The 21,450-nt window shown below is 55.0% G+C and carries 14 protein-coding genes and 1 pseudogene; 6 read left to right on the top strand and 9 right to left on the bottom strand.

The window, feature by feature from the left end; all coding sequences use genetic code 11:
* Positions 1–125: 125 nt before the first annotated feature.
* The 6 genes and pseudogenes from AC2LB6_RS10040 to bglX all read right to left on the bottom strand — a co-directional run bounded on the left by AC2LB6_RS10040 (position 126) and on the right by bglX (position 6,636).
* Positions 126–1,235, bottom strand: coding sequence for a suppressor of fused domain protein (locus tag AC2LB6_RS10040; protein ID WP_490093387.1), 1,110 nt, complete (start codon positions 1,233–1,235; stop codon positions 126–128).
* A 224-nt stretch (positions 1,236–1,459) separates the two neighbouring features.
* Positions 1,460–1,552: pseudogene (locus AC2LB6_RS10035) on the bottom strand (glutathione peroxidase); the annotation flags it as partial.
* Between the two features lie 372 nt (positions 1,553–1,924).
* Complete coding sequence (locus AC2LB6_RS10030) at positions 1,925–2,389, bottom strand: DUF943 family protein (RefSeq protein ID WP_490093386.1); 465 nt, start codon at positions 2,387–2,389, stop codon at positions 1,925–1,927.
* Positions 2,379–3,224 (bottom strand): YPO3983 family protein, encoded by an 846-nt coding sequence (locus tag AC2LB6_RS10025; RefSeq protein ID WP_490093385.1) that lies wholly within the window; start codon positions 3,222–3,224, stop codon positions 2,379–2,381. The genes AC2LB6_RS10030 and AC2LB6_RS10025 overlap by 11 nt, the downstream gene beginning before the upstream one ends.
* Positions 3,225–3,369: 145 nt before the next feature.
* Positions 3,370–4,242 carry an oxygenase MpaB family protein gene (locus AC2LB6_RS10020; protein ID WP_490093384.1) on the bottom strand — a complete coding sequence of 291 codons (873 nt, stop codon included), beginning with the start codon at positions 4,240–4,242 and terminating at the stop codon, positions 3,370–3,372.
* 96 nt (positions 4,243–4,338) lie between these two features.
* The gene (gene bglX / locus AC2LB6_RS10015; RefSeq protein ID WP_490093383.1) at positions 4,339–6,636 is read right to left on the bottom strand and encodes a beta-glucosidase BglX; all 2,298 of its coding nucleotides are present in this window, start codon (positions 6,634–6,636) and stop codon (positions 4,339–4,341) included.
* Between the two features lie 155 nt (positions 6,637–6,791).
* Between bglX and dld the strand changes: the two genes are divergently transcribed.
* From dld to AC2LB6_RS10000, 3 genes are all read left to right on the top strand, one after another.
* The gene (dld, locus tag AC2LB6_RS10010) at positions 6,792–8,495 is read left to right on the top strand and encodes a D-lactate dehydrogenase (protein ID WP_490093382.1); all 1,704 of its coding nucleotides are present in this window, start codon (positions 6,792–6,794) and stop codon (positions 8,493–8,495) included.
* A 279-nt stretch (positions 8,496–8,774) separates the two neighbouring features.
* Complete coding sequence (gene chiP, locus AC2LB6_RS10005; RefSeq protein WP_490093381.1) at positions 8,775–10,172, top strand: chitoporin ChiP; 1,398 nt, start codon at positions 8,775–8,777, stop codon at positions 10,170–10,172.
* A 48-nt stretch (positions 10,173–10,220) separates the two neighbouring features.
* Positions 10,221–12,872 carry a beta-N-acetylhexosaminidase gene (locus AC2LB6_RS10000; RefSeq protein WP_490093380.1) on the top strand — a complete coding sequence of 884 codons (2,652 nt, stop codon included), beginning with the start codon at positions 10,221–10,223 and terminating at the stop codon, positions 12,870–12,872.
* A gap of 78 nt (positions 12,873–12,950) precedes the next feature.
* On the opposite strand, the gene AC2LB6_RS09995 is transcribed toward AC2LB6_RS10000, so the two are convergent.
* The 3 genes from AC2LB6_RS09995 to AC2LB6_RS09985 form a co-directional block, all read right to left on the bottom strand.
* Positions 12,951–15,395, bottom strand: coding sequence for a DUF3772 domain-containing protein (locus AC2LB6_RS09995; RefSeq protein WP_490093379.1), 2,445 nt, complete (start codon positions 15,393–15,395; stop codon positions 12,951–12,953).
* A 226-nt stretch (positions 15,396–15,621) separates the two neighbouring features.
* Positions 15,622–16,569: a D-alanyl-D-alanine endopeptidase gene (pbpG, locus tag AC2LB6_RS09990; RefSeq protein WP_136198296.1), complete on the bottom strand. Its 948-nt coding sequence runs from the start codon at positions 16,567–16,569 to the stop codon at positions 15,622–15,624.
* A gap of 178 nt (positions 16,570–16,747) precedes the next feature.
* Entirely contained in the window at positions 16,748–17,335 is a 588-nt protein-coding gene (locus AC2LB6_RS09985; protein WP_490093378.1) for a Yip1 family protein, read from the bottom strand.
* 202 nt (positions 17,336–17,537) lie between these two features.
* Here AC2LB6_RS09985 and AC2LB6_RS09980 point away from each other — a divergent pair, with 202 nt between their 5' ends.
* From AC2LB6_RS09980 to AC2LB6_RS09970, 3 genes are all read left to right on the top strand, one after another.
* The gene (locus AC2LB6_RS09980; RefSeq protein WP_490093377.1) at positions 17,538–18,119 is read left to right on the top strand and encodes a DedA family protein; all 582 of its coding nucleotides are present in this window, start codon (positions 17,538–17,540) and stop codon (positions 18,117–18,119) included.
* Between the two features lie 211 nt (positions 18,120–18,330).
* Complete coding sequence (locus AC2LB6_RS09975) at positions 18,331–20,145, top strand: glycoside hydrolase family 15 protein (RefSeq protein ID WP_490093376.1); 1,815 nt, start codon at positions 18,331–18,333, stop codon at positions 20,143–20,145.
* A 214-nt stretch (positions 20,146–20,359) separates the two neighbouring features.
* A partial coding sequence (locus AC2LB6_RS09970) for a L,D-transpeptidase family protein (protein WP_490093375.1) occupies positions 20,360–21,450 on the top strand: 1,091 nt, incomplete at its 3' end.

The following is a 21,450-nucleotide window of genomic DNA, read 5'->3' as shown; positions in this document are numbered from 1 at the left end:
CTTGAGATGGGCGGGATCACATTTTTGAGAAATGTTTGATTTTTGTAAAAATTTAATTTCATAGGGTGACTATCACATCCCCGGCGGGTGCCGGGGAACGGGTGAGCAGGCGCATTATTGCTGGCCTACTCTTCTGAACTGACCACCTGCTGACGCGGACGGAAAACGTGATCGTTTCCCTCTGCTGTTAACAATTCCCGTAACTTCTGGCCGCCATGTTCATCCGCCTGCGCGAACTGCCGCTCCGCTTCGGTGATCGGCGTGGTCCAGAGCAGAGTCGGACGATCGCCGTCGCGTTTTGGCAGTTTGAACTGCGCCTGTTCGGTTGCCAGCTCATTGGCGAGCAGGAAGCTTTCAAAGCCGACCGGAGCCACTTCCGACGCCAGCGTATGGCCTTCGCCCAGCCAGGTCAGACGCGCCCACGGCAGATGGACGAACTCCGCCAGCGCGCTGGCCATCTGCACGGCGTTGCCTTCGGTCATGACCTCACCGTCAACTGCCATCCCCAGTTCGATACGACGATACTGCGGCGCCAGCTCATCAAACAGATAATCGACCTGCGGCATCGGCCGGATACTCATGCCGATCGTCAGGAAAACCCAGACGCCCTGATGCCAGTGCTGGGAGATCGCCATCGGCGGCCAGCTGCCCTGATCGATGGCGTAGTATTTCACTGACTCGCCAAAGCGCGCCTGATAGCAGGCCATCAGATCGTTCTGCACCTTATCCCACTCGCTACCGTCGTGCCATTCGCGCCAGAACTGACGCTGATGCTCCGCACGGGCATAGTAGTCATTGGTCGATGCCGACCCCAGCGGTGCCGTCAGCCGGTTCTTTTTGATGCAGCCCGCAGAGAAGCTCACCTGCTTCTCCTGATAGAGGCTCCAGCCGGGTATTACGGCCAGCAGCTGACCGTAGTACCACAGCGCTGCGCCATCATCACTCGGCTCCCACAGGATCTGCAGACCAGCCGGATCCAGCGCGGGTTCCGCTTCCAGATTACGGCAATACTCGGCGCTGAGCAGCGGCGCTATGCCCTGCTCCATCGCCTCGCGATCTTCCTGCGCCGGTGCCGGCAGCAGGTTTCGTAGCCAGCAGCCGCGCACCGCATACTGGCTGCGGAACAGATCGGTTGGCCAGATGTAAAAATAAGCGGTGCGCTCATCCTGTTCAACAATGGCGGTCAGGGTGCGCTGCTGATTGTGGACTTCAGCAATCAGGGATTTGTACGTCATAGTGCCTCGACAAAGCCTGGAGGAATCCATTTTCCCCGAGAATAGAGCAGGATCCTGGCTGCGGCGATCTGAGACAAGGGTAATAGTCTCAAAGTGCGGGAGTTGAGGGGTAATCAGGCGGGTCTGGGGAAGAGCATAAAGACGCCTTTCCGGTGAAGTTGCAGGGAAACAGGTCCCTAGCCCTGCACTGTACATCTTGTTGTAGAGCGCTTCAGGACCCACTTATTCACCACCAGAACCAGCTTGCTGGCGTAGTCGGCCCTGGAGATAAGCTTGCCACTCAGAATGGTGGTGGTAAGCTCATGAAAAGTGATGATATTGGCATCCTCAAAGCAGAACCCGTTCGACGTCGATATTGCCGCGTAGCGCGATGCTGCGGAGGCACACAGTGTTGGTCCTGACGAGAAGGCCTGTTCATAATTGCGTGGCAGGTCTGTAAGAGTGATGCTCTTTATTGATAAAGCAATTCTTCCCCCTATTTATTAACACATTATTAACACACAACAATTAACATTTCCGCGTATATTTTGTGGACTACACTCACAACGCCGTTATTGAAAAAAACAACTTAAAAAAGCGGTAAAAAATCTCACTCACCCGAATGTTCCATGATGATGAATAAAATTTAACTAATAACAGGTTGGGAAGGTTGATGACTTTGTTACTACCCCTATGCAAGAAGCGTAAACCTAATCACTTTTATCTTTTACTATGGTCCCGCCTTCACGCATACGATATATTCCATTATGAGCAATAAATGAAATACCTCTATTTTTGCTTTTACTAACAGAAAAAACTCTATTTTTATCAATACAATTAATATCTGTTTTAATATCGTTAAAACAGAGACGATCATAACCATCAGTTTCTTTATATCCATCGCCGAACAACCAGAAAACGATAGTATAGGAACCATCAGATTCTGGTTTTGGAATGCCATATTTTTCTTTGAGCATATTCTTATTCTTTAGCCACCAGTTTATTTTTCCTTTATCGCTAAAAGGGAAGTTTTTAACTAAAACATCACTAAAATGACGATCTTCATGTACCGCAATGATGTCGACCGGACGTAATTCCATCCAGATAACATAAACCAGCAGACCAGGCGCAGCCAGAAGGAAAGCGAAAAGCATCTCCCTTTTTTTAAATTTCATGCCGTTCTCCTGCGATTTCAATTGTGGCTTCCATATCCGTCATGAAGGGTCTGAAACCAAACTGATTGTATCGCTGGAGCACAAACCAGATGCGAAAAAACCGAAACTGGCTGAATTTAAACGCTGAAATATCACCGCTGTCGAGTCCAAAGTGGTCCTGTACTTTATAGTGGACTACTGCATGATAACGCTCATTATCTACCCGTAATGATTTAATTGTAATATGCGCCGACCAGATATCATGAATGGTAATACCCATGCCATTAAAATTATCCTGAAATCTATCGAACTTTGGCAGTTTTCCTTTAAGGATAGCCGCACGTAACTCATCCTTTTTATCTTCCGGAAAAAATCCGTTTTCCCAATCTATATTATCCCTGAACGCTTCTTTCAAGAATAGCCGCGTGCTACTATCCTTAGAATTATCTCTAAGCACCTGCTCTTTCAAGGCATTATCCAGAGACATGTCCCGGAAGGGTTTGCCCTTCCCGCACTGCATATGGGTAATCATTCTCTCAATAATATATTTGTAAGGGCTGTACAGGGTAAAAAATTGTGAAAGATGTCGAAATTCGTCGAACAGGATAGTCGCGCACTGCTGGCGGGTAATGTTCTCACCTTCGATACGGGCACCGTAAAACATAGAATGTGGTTGATTAAAAGGGGTGATTTTCGTCAGCGTGTACGGATTGGCCCGGGTGGAAACATCCACCAGCTGGTATTTAGATTTTAACTCTGTTTCAGACAGGTCACCGTAGCGCATATCACCGCTGCTATAATCGTCCATCCTTTTTTGGGTCTTGAATATCGTACTGGGAAACTTTAGTGCAACCATTGTGATACATTCCTTGTATTATTTCCTTGATTGTATTCACAGGAAAGAGTATCGGTTTTGCGTCCGCCCTACCCCTATTTTTTTGTAAATTCCGGGAACGCGGGTTCTGGCTGGTGCAGGGCGCGAATCGACGTACCTGAACTCCTCACCCCAGCCTCCCCATCCGCACCATTGCCCGATACCAGGCACCGCGCTGAATCGACCACCTTAACCCCACCGCAATCGTATTAATCTTCTGGTCAATGATCGCCTGTTGAAAGCGGCCAATCTCACGGCCAGACATTGCCTGCGCCCACGCGGGCATCAGCCCGAATCCCGACTTCAGCATCACCTTCATCACCGGTTTCGCCTGCCAGCTGGGTGCGGGGGCATTCATCAGCAATCGTGTCACTTCGGCGGTACGCTGATCAAAGCGCAGCTCTGAACGCATCTGTTGCAGGTAATCGGCAACATCAACAACGCTTTTCGGCACTTTCTCCGCCCCCAGCGCTTCGGCGATCTGCGCCGCTTCCTGATAGTACTGATCCTGTTCGGCGCGGCTGAGCTGTGGATTTTTGTAGCGCAGATGAGCCGCCAGAAAACGGCTGGTCTCCGCCACATGCACCCAGGTCAGAAGATGCGGATCGCTGGCGGCATAGGGTTTGCCCTCGCTATCGACGCCGCTGACTTTAAGGTGAATGCGTTTTACGCGGTCGATCAGCGTCTGTGCATCCTGCGAATTCCCGTAGGTGGTCACGGCGATAAACTGACTGGTGCGCCGCAGGCGGCCCATCATATCTTCGCGGAAATTGGAGTGATCCCAGACGCCTGCCAGCGCCGCCGGATGCAGCATCTGCAACAGCAGCGCGCTGATCCCGCCGCACATCATAGAGGTGAAGTCACCGTGGACGCGCCAGATCACGCTGTCCGGGCCAAACAGGCCGGGATCGCCAGACGGTTGAGAGAGGTCAAATTCATTCATCGACAGGCCATTAAGGCGGAAGACCTGTTGCTGGATGCGGTCACGCAGATTAATCATAACGGCTCTGATAGTGGATATGACGCGGCGCGCGCTAGCAGGACGCTAACAACGCGCCGCATCACCTTCCCCTGCATTCAGGGGAAAGGCTGACGGTTATTGATAGTTGAACTGCGCATCCTGAGTACGCACGGAATCGAGTCCAATCATCACGTTGAATTTGCCGGGCTCTGCAACGTGCTGCATCTGTTGGTTCCAGAACTTCAGCGCATCGACGTCGATCTTAAACGTGACGGTTTGCGACTCGCCGGCTTTCAGCATGATGCGCTTGAAGCCACGCAGTTCCTGTACCGGACGGCTGATGGAAGCCACCGGATCATTGAGGTACATCTGCACCACCGTCGCGCCATCGCGCTTACCGCTGTTAGTCACTGTGACGCTGGCTTCGATGCTGCCGTTACGCGGCATGGTCGGCGACGACATTTTGACCGGTGACACGGTGAAACTGGTGTAGCTCAGGCCGTAACCAAACGGATAGAGCGGGCCGTTAGCCGCATCGTAGTAGTGCGAGGTGTACTTGTTCGGCTTAGCAAAGTTGTAAGGACGGCCGGTTGGCAGATGGTTGTAGTAAATCGGAATCTGACCCACTGAACGCGGGAAGGAAACCGGCAATTTGCCCGACGGGTTGTAGTCGCCGAACAGCACATCGGCGATGGCGTTGCCACCTTCGGTGCCGCTGAACCAGGTCTCCAGCATCGCATCAGCCATCCGATCTTCATTCACCACCGACAGCGGGCGTCCATTCATCAACACGATTACCAGCGGCTTACCGATGGCTTTCAGTGCCGCTAACAGCTTCTGCTGGCTTGGCGGGATCACCAGGTCGCTGCGGCTGGAGGCTTCATGCGCCATACCCTGCGCTTCGCCCACGGCGGCAACCACCACATCCGCCTGCTTCGCTTTGGCGACTGCATCATCAATCATCTGCTCTGCTGAACGCGTATCAACAGAAACCGCCTGCTCATAGAGGTTCAGGAAGTCCTGAATCCCTTTGTTGTCGGTAACGTTCGCCCCCTTCTCATACAGCAGCGTCGCTTTGCCTTCGGTAGCATTGCGCATGCCCTGCAGCAGCGAAACGGATTGCTTCGCCACGCCTGCCGCGGACCAGCTGCCCATAATGTCACGCTGACTGTCTGCCAGCGGACCGATCAGGGCAATGGTGCCCGATTTTTTCAGCGGCAGTGTTTCAAGGCGGTTTTTCAGCAATACGATACTTTTACGCGCGACGTCGCGCGCTTCAGCCCGGTGCAGACGGCTTTCCGCATTGGTATCCTGCGGGTCGCCTTCTTTCGGACCTAAATGGCTGTAGGGATCGTTAAACAAGCCCATGTCATATTTGACGTTGAGCACATGGCGCGCTGCATCATCAATCTCAGCCATGGTGACGTCGCCGCTTTTCACCAGCGCCGGCAGATACTTGCTGTAATATTCGTCACTCATGCTCATATCGACGCCCGACTTCAGGGCGATACGCACCGCTTCCTGCGGATCGCTGGCGACGCCATGTTTGATCAGTTCTTTAATGGCACCGTGATCGCTGATGGTGATGCCTTTAAATTTCCACTTATCGCGCAGCAGATCTTTCAGCAGCCAGCTGTCCGCCGTAGCGGGCACGCCATTGATCGAGTTCAGCGCGACCATCACGCCGCCGCTGCCCGCATCCAGTGAGGCTTTATAAGGCGGCAGATAGTCCTGGAACATGCGCTGCGGACTCATGTCCACGGTGTTGTAATCACGTCCACCTTCCACTGCGCCATAAAGTGCGAAGTGCTTCACGCTGGTCATCACGCTGTAGCGATCGGCCGCGCTTTTGCCCTGCATCGACTGCACCATGCTGCGACCCATTTCGCTGGTGAGATACGTATCCTCACCGAAACCTTCGGAGCCACGGCCCCAGCGCGGTTCACGGCTGACATCCACCATCGGCGCCCAGGTCATGTTCAGGCCATCGTCGGCCGCTTCATAGGCAGAAACGCGCCCCACCTCTTTCACCGCATCCAGATCCCAGCTCGACGCCAGGGCTAAAGGAATCGGGAAAATGGTGCGTTGACCATGAATAACGTCGTAGGCGAAAAACAGCGGGATCTTCAGGCGGCTGAGCTGCATCGCCTGATCCTGCATCGCGCGGATATCCTGACGGGTCACGGTATTAAAGATCGCGCCAACCTGACTCTTCTGAATCATGTCGCGAATCACTTCTTTCGGATTATCAGGTCCGACGCTGATTAAACGCAGCTGGCCGATTTTCTCGTCCAGCGTCATTTTTTTAAGCAGTTGGTTAACGAAGGCATCCCGCGCCTGTTCGGTCATCGGGTGGTTACCTTGCACTGTCTCAGCCAATGCAGGTTGCATCGCGAGGGAGACAGCGAGACTAACAGAGTAAATCCATTTCATCAGGTTGGGTTCTCTTAAGTAACTGCGCAATATCGAATTAACAGGCGGCAGTGTGCCACAAGATGAGAATAGCAGGTAGCGGCCAGGCTCACACTGCGTTGAGGTCAGTGGACGTGCTACAGTTAGGACGCAATGATAAGACAAGGGAATTGCTCATGACACAAACCTCTGCCCTGCTTTCTGACCTGCGCCGCCTGGTCGGCCCCTCCCATCTGCTGACTGAACCTGAACAGACCGCCCGCTATCGCAAAGGCTTTCGCTCCGGCGAAGGTGAGGCGCTGGCCGTGGCGTTTCCCGGCACGCTGCTGGAGTTGTGGCGGGTTTTGCAGACGCTGGTGAATGCGGATGTCATCATCCTGATGCAGGCGGCGAATACCGGCCTGACTGAAGGTTCAACGCCGCATGGCGATGATTACGATCGTCCGCTGGTGATCGTCAGTACGCTGCGACTCGATAAGCTTCAGCTGATCGATGAAGGCCAGCAGGTGCTGGCGTTCCCCGGCAGCACACTCTATCAGCTGGAAAAAGCGCTGAAGCCGCTGGGACGGGAGCCTCACTCGGTGATTGGCTCCTCCTGTATTGGTGCCTCAGTACTGGGCGGCATCTGTAATAACTCCGGCGGATCGCTGATCAAGCGCGGTCCGGCCTACAGCGAAATGGCCCTGTTTGCCCAGATTGATGCGCAGGGAAGACTGAGGCTGGTGAACCATCTCGGCATCGATCTGGGGACGTCGCCTGAAGAGATTCTGGGGCGGCTGGATGACGATCGCTGGCAGTCCAGAGATGTGCAGCACGATGGCCGTCACGCCTCCGATCATGAATATGCCGACCGGGTCCGTGAAGTCGATGCGGATACGCCAGCGCGTTACAACGCTGATGCGCGTCGCCTGTTTGAGGCGTCCGGCTGTGCCGGGAAACTGGCGGTCTTCGCAGTGCGACTCGATACCTTCCCCAGCGAACCGCAGCAGCAGGTGTTTTACATCGGCACTAACGAACCCGGTGTGCTCAACGATATCCGTCGTCACATGCTGGCGCATTTCACTCATCTGCCGGTGGCGGGTGAATATATGCACCGCGACATCTATGACATTGCGGAAATCTACGGCAAAGATACCTTCCTGATGATCGACAAGCTGGGCACGGACAAGATGCCGCTGTTTTTCACGATCAAGGGACGGGTTGATGCCTGGCTGAGCAAACTCTCCTTCGTTAAACCGCACTTCAGCGATCGGCTGTTGCAGCGCCTGAGTAAATTGTTCCCGGCGCATCTGCCTGAACGCATGAAGCAGTATCGTAACAAATATGAACATCATCTGATGCTGAAGATGTCGAGCGATGGTGTGGCGGAAGCGCGTAATTATCTGCGCGATTATTTCCGCGAAGGCGGCGGCGAGTTCTTCGAGTGCGAAGGCAAAGAAGGTGCCCACGCCTTTCTGCATCGCTTCGCGGCGGCAGGTGCGGCCGTGCGCTATCACGCGGTGCATGCGGATGAGGTCGAGGATATTCTGGCGCTGGATATCGCCCTGCGTCGTAACGATACGGACTGGTTCGAAACCCTGCCCGAGGAGATCCGTGCCTCGCTGAGCCATCGCCTCTACTATGGTCACTTCTTCTGTCATGTTTTCCATCAGGATTACATCGTCAAAAAAGGCGTCGATGTGCATGCACTGAAAGCGCAGATGCTGGAGATCCTTCAGGCGCGCGGCGCAGAATATCCTGCTGAGCATAACGTCGGTCATCTCTATCAGGCGAAACCGCAACTGGCGGCGTTCTATCGCCAGCTCGATCCCACTAACAGCTTTAATCCCGGCATTGGCAAAACCAGCAAGCAAAAAGGCTGGGCAGTGAAACAGGTTTAATGACGTTACCGGTCAGCCAGCCTGTCTGAGCAGGCTGACCGTCATACTTCTGGTTGACCCGCGCACTCCACGTTGCGGCCCATTTTATTACTAACAACTTCATCAAAAAAATTAATTCCCCTTCCCAGATTACACCTTCTTTATTTTCTCTCAGTGGATTCTGCGCAACGTCTCACAAATCATCATCCTGCTAATTGATAATTCGCGTCGCGAAAAATATATTGTCGCTACAAAAATAATATTTTAATTAAATTGGATTTCATTCAGGGAGGATGAGTGATGCGAAATATTAATTATGCGTTAGCGTTAATAGAAACAGCCACTTTAACCATTATGTTATCAGCAATGAGTACAGCGCCAGTTTATGCCAGTGGATTTATTGAGGACTCATCGCTAAAAGGCAATGTATTTTACTGGCAGCGTCAGCGGGATCGCAGAGACACCGATCCCGCCAGTGAATATCAGGGGCAGTATCAGGCTAATTTACATCATACCTCGCTCAACAGTAATCTCGACTTCCAGTCAGGGTATGCCGGAGAGTGGATTGGTCTGGATCTCGCCGTTTTTGGCGCAGCCGAACTCTCCAACAGCGGCCCCGCCGCCCCCAATGAAATTGGCTTCAGTAAGGCACGCACCCGCTGGGATGAAAAGTGGAATGGCGACAGCGGCGGTGCTTCGGTTTATAAAGCCGCGCTGAAATTTAAATATAACGATTACTGGTTACGCGCCGGATATATTCAGCCCACCGGCCAGACAATCATGGCGCCGCACTGGAGTTTTTTACCCGGCACCTATCGCGGTGCCGAAGTCGGTGCACTGTATGATTTTCAGGACGCGGGTGCATTATCGCTCTCCTGGATGTGGAGTGATAAATATAAGGCACCCTGGTATCGTGATTTATATGATTTCCGGCAGGCTGATGGCAAAACGCATATCAGCTACCTGCATTCGTTCGGCATGAAATATGACTTCAAAAATAAACTGGTACTGGAAGCGGCATTTGGTCAGGCGGCGGATTATATGGACCAGTATTTTGCCAAAGCCTCCTGGTCGGCCACGCCTTACGGCAATGCACTCTCCACCAGCTATAAGTTTTACGGCGCGCACGACAAAGTGCAGGGCGGTGCCGCTAATCCCCGTGATGTCTATGATGGCCTGGCCTGGCTTCAGGCGATTACGGTCGGCTATAACGTCGGCCCGGTGGATCTGCGCCTTGAAGGCAGCTGGGTCAAAGCAGAAGGCAACCAGGGCTTCTTCCTGCAGCGCATGACGCCCGGCTACGCAAGTTCCAATGGACGACTGGATATCTGGTGGGATGCCCGTTCCGACTGGAACGCCAATGGCGAAAAAGCGGTCTTTGCCGGTGCGATGCTCGACTTAACGCCGTGGCAGCTGGCGGGATGGAAAGTGGGCGCTTCCTATGTCTGGGGCTGGGATGCCAGGCCCGCCAGCCTGCCCACCGTTGACCAGAGCCAGCGACTGAAAGAGTCCGCCTGGAACCTTGATCTGATCTATCAAATCCAGCAGGGCCGCGCCAAAGATACCCTGTTCAAATTGCACTACACCCGCTACGACAATCATAGCGATCTGCCCAGTTATAGCGGCGGCTACGGCAACATTTTTCAGGACGAGAAGGACATCAAATTTATGGTTATCGTGCCGTTTACGCTGTTATGACGCCCTGCGGACTTCCGGATATTTCTTCAGCAGCAAGGATGAATCAATATGTTTAAGTTAAGCCTTATCGCGCTCACTCTGCTGGGCGTTGCAGCCACAGGCCACGCCAGCTCGTCAGAGCAGCAGGTAGTGAATCAAATCAGCCAGTTCGGCGTCACTTATCAGGTGAACGATAATCAGGCCGCCCTGAATGGGATCAACTGCGCCGCGCTGGGTGCCGACTATGCTGCCTGCAATCGTGCCACCATTACCCTGACCAACAACGGCCCTGCCCTGACCGACAAGCACTGGGCAATCTACATGAGCAATGTCCACCAGACGCTGCGGGTCGAAAACGACCAGTTTAAAATGACGCATCTGATTGGCGATTTAACCCGGCTGGAGCCCACAGAGAAGTTCACCGGCATTGCCGCGGGTGAATCGGTGCAGATTCCCATCATTAACGAATACTGGCAGCTGTTTATTACGGATGTGATGCCGCGCTGGTATGTTACGGCCGGGCAGGCAGCCCCCAAAATTATTGCCAGCACCGACCATGAAGATCTCACTCAGTTTGTGTTGCCGCTGGGTGATCAATGGCGTCGCAGTGCTGATGACCATAATCTCCTGATGCAGCCCGCCAGCAGGTTTGAGAAAAACCGCGATGTTGCCACCCTGCCCGCCTCTGCGCTGCGGGGTCAGATTACCCCCACGCCCCTTGACGTGAAGCTCCGCCCGCACGATGCCGATCTCAGCCGGGGCGTCAGGCTGACGCTGACCGGACTAAGCCGTGAAACCGGTGAGGCAGTGAAACAGCATCTCATCCAGACTGGCCTGAAAGAAGCGCCTGATGGATTTGCTATCACGACGCAGATCAAACCGGGGCATTTCAGCGGCAAAATGACTAAATCGGGCGCTTACGATCTGGATATTTCTCCCCGCCGCGCCATCGTGGTGGGTTACGATGCCGCCGGGGCTTTCTACGGCATGATGTCGATTCTCTCGCTGGTGCCGGGTGAAGGCGCGCCGCGTATTGCCTCGCTGGAAGCCCATGATGCGCCGCGCTTTGCCTATCGCGGTGCGTTTCTTGACGTTGCCCGTAACTTTCACAGTAAGCAGGCGGTGATGCGGCTGCTTGATCAGATGGCAGCCTGGAAGATGAACCGCTTCCACTTCCACCTCAGTGACGATGAGGGCTGGCGGATAGAGATTCCCGGCTTACCGGAACTGACTGACGTGGGGGCTAAACGCTGCCATGACCTGACCGAACAGCGCTGCCTGCTGCCGCAGCTCGGTTCCGGTCCTTTCAGCGATAACAACGGCAGCGGCTATTTTAGTCGTGCCGATTACATTGAGATTGTGCAATATGCGCAGGCCCGCCACATCCAGGTAATACCGGAAATCGATATGCCCGCCCATGCCCGTGCGGCGGTCATCTCAATGGAGGCGCGCTATCAGCGGCTGATGAAGGAGGGAGAATCTGAGCAGGCCAGCGCGTATCGCCTGATTGATCCCACCGATGATTCCAATACCACGTCCGTACAACTCTATGACCGCACCAGCTATCTCAATCCCTGCATTGAGGGTTCACAGCGTTTTGTGGACAAAGTGATCGGTGAGATTCAGGCGATGCACAAGGAAGCGGGACAGCCGCTCAGCATCTGGCATTTTGGCGGTGACGAAGCGAAGAACATCCGGCTGGGTGCAGGCTACTCTGACAAAAACAGTCCTGAACCGGGTACCGGTCTGCGCGACTGGCGTAAAGAAGATCTGCCGTGGGCAAAATCGCAGGTCTGTCAGGCGCTGGTGAAGAGCGGCAAAGTGGAAGATCTGGCGCACCTGCCGAGCTATTTCGCCCTGTCCGTCAGTGAGATGGTTAACCGGCACGGCATTGGCAAAATGCAGGCGTGGCAGGATGGCCTGAAACATGCCAAAAATGCCGGAGCCTTCGCCACCCCGCGCGTTGCGGTCAACTTCTGGGACACCCTCTACTGGGGCGGTTTTGACAGTGCCAGTGACTGGTCACAGAAAGGTTACGACGTGGTGATCTCCAGCCCTGATTACCTCTATCTGGATTTCCCGTATGAAGTGAACCCGCTGGAACGCGGCTATTACTGGGGAACACGCTTTAACGACGAGCGAAAAATCTTCGGCTTCGCACCTGACAACCTGCCGCAGAATGCGGAGACCTCGGTGGATCGCGACGGCAACTTTTTCAGCGCTAAATCTGAGAAGCCGTGGAGTGGTGCTCATGGCATTTCGGCCCAACTGTGGAGCGAAACCGTCCGCACTGATGCCCAGATGGAACACATGATCTATCCGCGCCTGTTTGCGGTCGCAGAACGAAGCTGGCACCGTGCCAGCTGGGAGCGGGATTACCAGGCCGGTCAGGAGTATGCAGGCGGCAAGACGCATCTGGTTGATCAGCAGTCACAACTGAATGACTGGCAGCGATTTGCCAACCTGCTGGGACAACGGGAACTGGCGAAACTGGATAAGGCGGGTATCGATTATCGCCTGCCTGTGCCGGGAGCAAAAATCGTTGATGGCATCCTATCGATGAACGTGGCCTTGCCTGGCGTAACGCTGGAGTACAGTCTGGACAAGGGCGCGAACTGGCAGCGCTTCGATGCTAACAGACCTCCGGAGGTCAGCGGTGCCGTGGCAATCCGCTCAGTCAGCCGCGACGGCCAGCGCACCAGCCGCGTGGAAACGTTGTAGTAAGTGGGAGTGAGAAAACAGGCTGAGAAGCCAACGTTTGAACATAAAAAAGGCCGACAGAAGTCGGCCCTTTCACACCTAAACCAGCTTCTCTTCTGGTACAGGCTCCACACCTGCCATCTGCTGACGGCGCTCAATAATCATGGTTTGCGGTGTTGAGAGCAGGATGCCCTCTTTGCGCAGACGCGTCAGAATATCGAACAGCAGGTCGCTTTTCGCACCCGCGATCTGTCGCTGACCTGCCACGTTACCGGTGACGCTCAGTATAATTCCCTGCTGAGTCAGATCTTTAAACGACACCGACGGCTCCGGCGTTTCCAGAATACGTTCGTTTTCGTTGTAGACCTCCAGCAGAATATCGCGCACCTTCACCGGATCGATATCCAGCGGGAAGGTCAGCGTAATGGTGACCACACCCTGCGCATTACCCATGGTAGCGTTGCGCACGTTCTGCGAGATAAACTGCGAGTTCGGCACAATCACTGTGGATTTGTCGCCCAGCTGAATCTCCGTGGCACGCACATTAATCCGGCGAATATCCCCTTCGATGCCGCTGATGCTCACCAGATCGCCGACTTTGACTGGCCGCTCAGTCAACAGAATCAGACCGGAGATAAAGTTCTTCACTATCTCCTGTAAGCCAAAACCGATACCGACCGACAACGCACTGACGATCCAGGCCAGCTTGTTCCACTGCAGACCCATAATCGACAGAGTCAGCAGGATGATCAGTACATAACCGATGTTACTGAAAAGCGTTACCAGCGACACCCGCATCCCCACATCCATGGTGGTCTTCGGCAGAAAATCTGTGTCAAGCCAGCGTCGCACCGAGCGCAGCACATAGATACCGACAATCAGGCAGATGATCGCATTCACCATGTGCGCTGGCACAATGTTCAGGGACTCAAGGCCTTTACCGCCCCAGAACTCAATGACTTTTTGCAGCAGCTCAATCGGCGTTGAGGAGGCAAAGGTGCCGTTGAGCAGCGCCAGTGCCACAACCAGCACCAGGAAGGTTTTACCGATGGCCGTCAGCAGCGTGGCGGTTTGCTGCAGGTGACGCTCATTGATGTTAAGCGAACTCTGAATGCGGCGACCGGTTGCGTTATTGGTTGAGAAGAGACTCTCACAACCATCTTTGAGCAGATGACTGAGGAAGTAGAACGAACCGAACAGCAGGCCGCACCAGATCACCTCATAACTCAGGAAGCGCGCCAGCGTAACGTAGCCGATCAGCAGCGACACAAGGATGGCAATCGCGGTCAGCGTCAGGCCCATCTGGATCAGCCCGACCAGTGTCGAGCGGGCTTCCGGTGGCGTACCCGCCTGAGTCATGCGACGACGCACGCGGTTGGTGCGCATGCTGATGGCCAGCGCGGTACAGCCAATCAGCAGTGCTGTCAGTCCATTGGCAAAAATGGTGGTATTCAGGCTGGTGCCGACGCTGTAGTTGAACGCCTCGACCGTCTGGAAGATAAACACCAGCACAGCGGTAATCGGCGGAAACGGCTTAAGTGCCATCGCCACTTCATTGGAGATAGTCGGTAAGCGCCAGCTGGGTCTGCGGGTAGAGAGGAACGCGCGTCCCAGTCCGGCAATCAGGCCACAAAAGACGCTGAGCTGCACCAGACGGTCAACAAAGTCCTGAACGTTTTCAGAAACCTCATCACGGCGGGTAAAGGCCAGGGAGATAAAGTTAAAGGTGAGGACGACTGCCACCAGCGTGGTCAGCGCTATCGCTGCCGCAAGAAAACTGCGGCGCAGTTTTCCTTCCGGCAGTTTATTAATGCTGACCCAGGCCAGAAACTCTTCACTGTAGCGACGACCGACCGTCATCACCAGCAGCGCCGCCAGCAGCCAGAAGACACTGCCCACGCGCCAGCCCGGCTCCCATGAGAGTGCCGCGGTATCCTGCAACTCCTGCAGGAACTCACCAATCTTCTCACCATCCAGATCCTGGCTATTGAGCAGCGGTGACCAGAAGCGTGCACCAAGGATGCTGCCGGAGTTCAACGCCAGCTGGCTTTTCAGCTGATCACGACGCAGGTTAACAATCTGCGAGGAGAGCATCAGCGCGCCATTTTTAATTCCTTCGGCCTGTTTGATCTGGTCGTCGAGTTTTCCTTTCTGGCTCTCAAGCGCGTTACGCTTGCGTGTCACTTCCGGGGTTTCTTTCACCCCACTGTCGGCTTTCGGGGCCGGGCCAAGCACACCCAGCTGTGCATCGACCTGCTGGCGATCGGGCACCAGCGCCTGCCCGAGCGTATCGGCATTGCCAGAGAGTTCCAGCGCCATTTCATTCAGCTGCGTCAGCTTGTTTTCGCCAGCATCGACGGAGACCTGACTTTTGATTTTATCGAGGATCTTCTGCATTTTCGGCAGTTCCACCGCAGCATTCAGCTTCGGTGGCGCATCCTGTTCCTGAGCAGGCGTGGCCGTATTATCCGCGGCCAGAGTCAGCGTCGGGGCAAACGCCACCAGCGCCAGCATAAACAATGCATAAAAGGATCGTATAAACATATGAGTAAGATTCCGGCAGCTTAAATCAGGCGATCTTCCCTCGCCAGTCGCGCGTAGTGTAGGGCTTTGCAAGGGAGGGCAATATAGGAATAACGGGCATTTTTCGGGCTGATTCCGGAGGGTCAGAGACGTAAAAAGGATTTTAAGCCTCTGACCCAGTACTCCCGGCTACCTGCTCAGCCTGCAGGCAACACCCGTGCGCGCATCACGCGACACCGGCTAATTTCTACTCGACGTCGGCACTGCCGGCACCATTGCTGGCGACCTGACCCGACTTCTGTTTCTTATAAGCCAGCGCGGCGGCAGGCACCGGAGCCGCTTTGCCGGTCTCAATCCAGCTGCGCAGACGGTTGGCGTCGGCGAAGTGGGTATATTTGCCAAACGCATCCAGCACCACCAGCGCCACCGGACGATTGTTAATCATGGTGCGCATCACCAGGCAGTGGCCTGCCTCGTCGGTGTAACCGGTTTTGGTTAGCTGAATATGCCAGTCATTTTTATAGACCAGATGATTGGTGTTGCGGAACGGCAGCGCATAGCTCGGATGGGCAAAAACTGCCGTTTCTTCTTTCGTGGTGCTTAGCGCGCCAAGCATCGGATATTCCCGCGTCGCTTTGAGCAACTTAATCAGGTCCTGCGCGCTGGAGACGTTTTGCGTCGACAGACCGGTTGGCTCGACATAGCGGGTCTGTTTCATACCGAGTGAGCGCGCTTTGGCGTTCATCGCCCGGATAAAGGCGTTGTAACCGCCCGGATAGGCGTGAGCCAGACTGGCCGCGGCACGGTTTTCTGAGGACATCAGCGCCAGCAGCATCATATTACGACGGCTGATCTGGCTGTTGAGCTTCACGCGCGAGAAGACGCCACGCATTTCCGGCGTCTGGCTGACATCGACGGTGATCATCTCATTCATTGGCTGATGCGCATCCAGCACCACCATCGCGGTCATCAGCTTAGTGATCGACGCAATGGGCCTGACCCGATCCGGGTGGCTGGAAAAGAGCACTTTATTGGTCGTGAGATCGACAATCATCGCACTGCCAGAGGCAATCTGCGGCTGAGCAATAGGCGCAAGTTGCGACAGCGTTGTCGTCGCCTGCGCCGGAAGTGAAACAATCTGCCCTGAAACGAGCAGCGCCAGCGAAAGCAGGGTGGAACGAATTTTTGCAGGCATCGTAGAAAAAACCCGGTTATGAAGGTGTACTGTGTCAGACCGACACAGGCCGCCCGCTTCAGTGACGTCGGAGCGCGGGCTGGCAGCGGTATCATACCCGTAAGGTTAAGAGATTTCCTGGTGAGATTGTTTCCGGGCGTAAAAAGAGAACTGCCGCCAGAACGGCGGCAGTGGTCGATCAAAACAGATGCGGTCCATATCCCCACAGCACCACAGTTAATGCCAGTAACACTTCAAAAACCAGCACGCCGATGGCAAGCGTAGAACCGGAAAAGCGCAGGCTCTCTTCGCGGTCAATATTCAGAAACAGTGGAATGCCAATATAGAGCAGATAGCCGGTATAGAGCAGCGCCAGCGCGCCTGCCAGCACGCAGAACCAAACCAGCGGATAGAGCGCCACCAGTCCGCTGAGAAACAGCGGCGTGGCCACATAACCCGCAAACACTGTACAGCGCTGAACGCCGGGGCGTTGCGGATAATCACGTGCCATCCAGTGAATCACGCGTCCCATCACTGCGACGCCACCCAGAATAATCAGATAGAACACAATGCCCAGCCCGATCCCGGTCGCCAGGTTAAGTTGCACATATTGCCCCTCGCCCAGATTCCAGCCCAGCTGAGTTGTACCGATAAAGGCGCAGATCACCGGGATCGCCGCCATCAGCAGAACATGGTGGGTGTAATGGTGCGAGACGCTCTCATTCTCTTGCTTGATATGACGCATTTCCTGATTCGGATGCGCCAGAAGTCCCCAGACATGGTTCATACAGTCACTCCTCTGATGCGATGGGCCGCCCGGTGCTGCATGCGTCTTTGGGGGCAGCGTCTCTTCAAGTATAAGCGGCAGTAAAAATTTCGTGGTGACCGGACAAAAAAACAGCATAAATAAACAGACATGATGTGCGGGCGGAAGCGAAGCCAATTCGCGTATAGACTTGTGGAACCATCACCGAACAGGGAGAGTCATTTTGCATCTGGATATCAACGCATTAATTACGCAGTACGGTTATCTGGCACTTTTTATTGGCTGTATTGCCGAGGGGGAGACATTTACGTTACTGGGCGGCGTCGCGGCGCATGAGGGACTGCTGCATTACGTGGGAGTAGTACTGGCCGCGATGTGCGGCGGTATTGTCGGCGATCAACTGCTCTATTGGGTCGGCCGCCGCTGGGGCACGCGGATCCTGCGCCGCTTTAAAAAGCATCAGGATAAAGTGGTCAAGGCGAACCGCCTGATTAAACGCCGTCCCAGCCTGTTTGTTATTGGCGTGCGCTTTATGTATGGCTTTCGGCTGATTGGTCCGATCATCATTGGTTCCAGCCGCCTCAACCCGATGAAGTTTTTTATCCTTAACGTCATCGGCGCGGCTATCTGGTCGGTGATCTTTGTGACGCTGGGTTATTTCGCGGGCGGCATCATCGCACCGTGGCTGCACAAACTCGACCAGCACCTGAAGCACCTGCTGTGGCTGGTCGGCGCAGTCGTCTTTGCCTTTGCGCTGCGCTGGGTAATCCGCCGCTGGCACAACCGTCGTGCCGATCAGCAATAAATGAACAGCCTATTCGTCAGTTGACGCGCAGGTCGCCAGACTCTGATCAGAGCCTGGCGACTCTGCTGACGATTCGGTGAGTCTCACCCGCCCCGCCTGCTGCTCTCCCCTTTTCTTTCTCATTAAACCGTGCGTTAACCATCTGTGCCCAAGCGAAGCCGTATCAGATAGCTCAGCTATAGTTAGCAAGGACACTGACAGGGAGATGAGAATGAGTAAGGTAAAACGTAAAATTGAAGACCACGGCGTCATCGGCGACTTGCGTACCTGTGCGCTGGTCGCTAATGACGGCACCATTGATTATCTCTGCTGGCCCGAACTCGACAGCCCGTCGGTCTTTGCCGCCCTGCTCGACAGCGATGAAGCGGGCCTTTTCTCCCTGGCCCCCGACTGGCCCAATGCGCGACGTCAGCAGCTTTACCTGCCCGATACCAACATCCTCCAGACCCGCTGGCTGGATGATGAAGGCGTGGCGGAAATCACCGACTACATGCCGATTTGTGATGATAAAACCAAGCTGCCGCGCCTGATCCGGCGGGTCAAAATGGTCCGTGGCAGTGCAACCTTCCAGCTGCGCTGCTCACCCCGCCACGACTATGCCCGCGCGCAGACCCATGCCGAAGCGCATAAAGGCTGTATCGATTTTCATGCTGAGGGCCAGCCGTCGCTGCGCCTCGCCGCTTCCGTGGTCATGACGCTGGAGGATGAGAGCGCGACTGCCCGCTTCACGTTACAACCCGGCGAACATGCGCAGTTTGAATTTGGCAGCGTGGATGATGCGCATATCGAAGCGCTGGCCACCGAACACTGCTTTGAAGAGACGGTGAACTACTGGCGACGCTGGAGCGCCCACAGTACCTATCAGGGACGCTGGCGCGAGATGGTTCAGCGCTCTGCGCTGGTGCTGAAGCTGCTGACCTCACATCAGCACGGCTCCATTGCGGCGGCGGCAACCTTTGGCCTGCCTGAAGAGCTGGGCGGCGAGCGCAACTGGGACTATCGCGCCTCCTGGATCCGCGACGCCTCGTTCAGCATGTATGCCCTGATGCGGCTGGGCTACATCGATGAAGCCAAACACTTTACCCACTGGGTCGGTCGCTGCGTTGAAAACAGCCATCACGAAGAGATGCGCCTGCAGGTGATGTACCGGATCGACAGCGGCACTGAGCTGCATGAGATGGAGCTGCTGAATCTCTCCGGCTACGCCGACTCCCGCCCGGTGCGTATCGGCAATGGCGCCTGGGAGCAGACCCAGCTCGATATCTATGGCGAGCTGATGGATGCGATCTATCTGGCGAATAAATATGGCGAGGCGATCTCCCAGCGCGGCTGGGAACATGTTGTCAAAATGATCGACTGGCTGAGTGAGAACTGGGATCAGCCCGATGCCGGTATCTGGGAGATGCGCGGCGAACCGGAGCATTTCCTGCATTCACGTCTGATGTGCTGGGTGGCGATGGATCGTGCGCTGCGTCTTGGCATGAAGCGATCCCTGCCGATGCCTTATGAGCGCTGGGATCGGGCGCGCCGGGAGATCCGCGAAGATATCTGGGCTAACTTCTGGAACAGCGAGCGCGGCCATTTCTCTGCAACACGGCATGGCGAACATCTGGACGCCTCCATGCTGCTGATGCCGCTGGTGCGCTTCGTCGGCGCCACCGACCCGGACTGGATTGCCACGCTGGATGCGATCAAAACCAACCTCGTCAGCGACGGTATGGTGCGGCGCTACAATACGCATGAAACGCCCGCCGATGGCCTGAAGGGATCGGAAGGCTCTTTTGGCGCCTGCTCCTTCTGGTATGTCGAATGTCTGGCGCGCGCAGGCCGGATTCAGGAAGCGCATTTTGAATTTGAGAAACTGCTGAGCTACGCCAATCCACTGGGTCTCTATGCCGAGGAGTTCGACAGCCACGGCCATGCGCTGGGCAATACGCCCCAGGCGCTGACGCATCTGGCGCTGATCAGTGCCGCCTTTTTCCTGAATCGTAAACTCAGCGGCGAACAGACGCAGTGGCAGCCTTAGTCAGTGGCAACCCCGGAAAGCCCCATTTTTACGCTCCTGCTTTCCGGAAATACGCTAACATCCGCGGTGAATTTACGTAAAGTATTGCAGGCAGGTTAAAATCCCGATTCACAACGTCAGTTTAATGAACATATAATGCGCAGCAGGTCACATTGGCCAGCATGAATTCGACACACTGAACAGCCTGAAATATGGCGATAAAGAATTGTAAAATATGAAAATCATTCGCGCTTTCGCTTCAATCGCACTGGCTCTGGCGGCCTTCAGCCAGTCAGCCTTTGCTGTGGTTTACCCGTTACCGCCGGCTAACAGCCGTCTGATCGGGGAAAATATCGAAATTACTGTTCCTGAAGACAGCAAACTGCCGCTGGAAGCTTTTGCGGCGCAGTACCAGATGGGCCTCAGCAACATGCTGGAAGCCAATCCGGGCGTTGACGTTTATCTGCCTAAAGCTGGCAGCAAAATGATCATCCCACAGCAGCTGATCCTGCCTGACGCACCGCGTGAAGGCATTGTGATTAACAGCGCGGAGATGCGTCTTTATTACTACCCGAAAGGCAGCAAAACCGTCGTGGTTCTGCCAATTGGTATCGGTGAACTGGGTAAAGACACCCCGATCAGCTGGACCACCGCGGTAGAACGTAAAAAAGATGGTCCGACCTGGACACCAACCAAAGGCATGCATGCGGATTACGCGGCACGCGGCGAAACGCTGCCAGCAGTGTTCCCGGCGGGTCCGGATAACCCGATGGGCCTCTACGCGCTCTACATCGGTCGCCTCTATGCGATTCATGGCACCAACGCCAACTTTGGTATCGGCCTGCGCGTGAGCCACGGTTGTGTGCGTCTGCGTGCTGACGATATCAAATGGCTGTATCAGAACGTGCCGGTTGGTACGCGCGTACAGTTCGTTGATCAGCCAGTGAAAGCGACCGTAGAACCAGACGGTTCACGTTATGTAGAAGTGCATAACCCACTGTCGACCACCGAAGAGCAGTTCAACTCACGTGAGCTGGTGCCGATTACACTGACTCAGGCCGTGAGCAAAATTGTGGTTGATGCCAGCGTGAATCAGGATCAGGTTAACGCCGCGATTCAGAGCCGTACCGGTATGCCAGTAAAAGTGAACGGTGTGGAAAATAACATCCAGACCGCGCCCGTTCCGGTGCCGGAAAACTCCCAGGCTGCTCCTCAGGAAGAGCCAATGACGCCGGTAACACCACAGGGTGCAAGCAGTGATGCCGCACAGCCACAGCAGCCGGCTACTGAACCAGCTGCTCCGGCCGCTCCGGTAACGCCAGCAGC

The organism is Pantoea sp. RCC30.1 (assembly GCF_058148845.1).
This window is presented reverse-complemented; position numbering and strand designations above follow the sequence as displayed.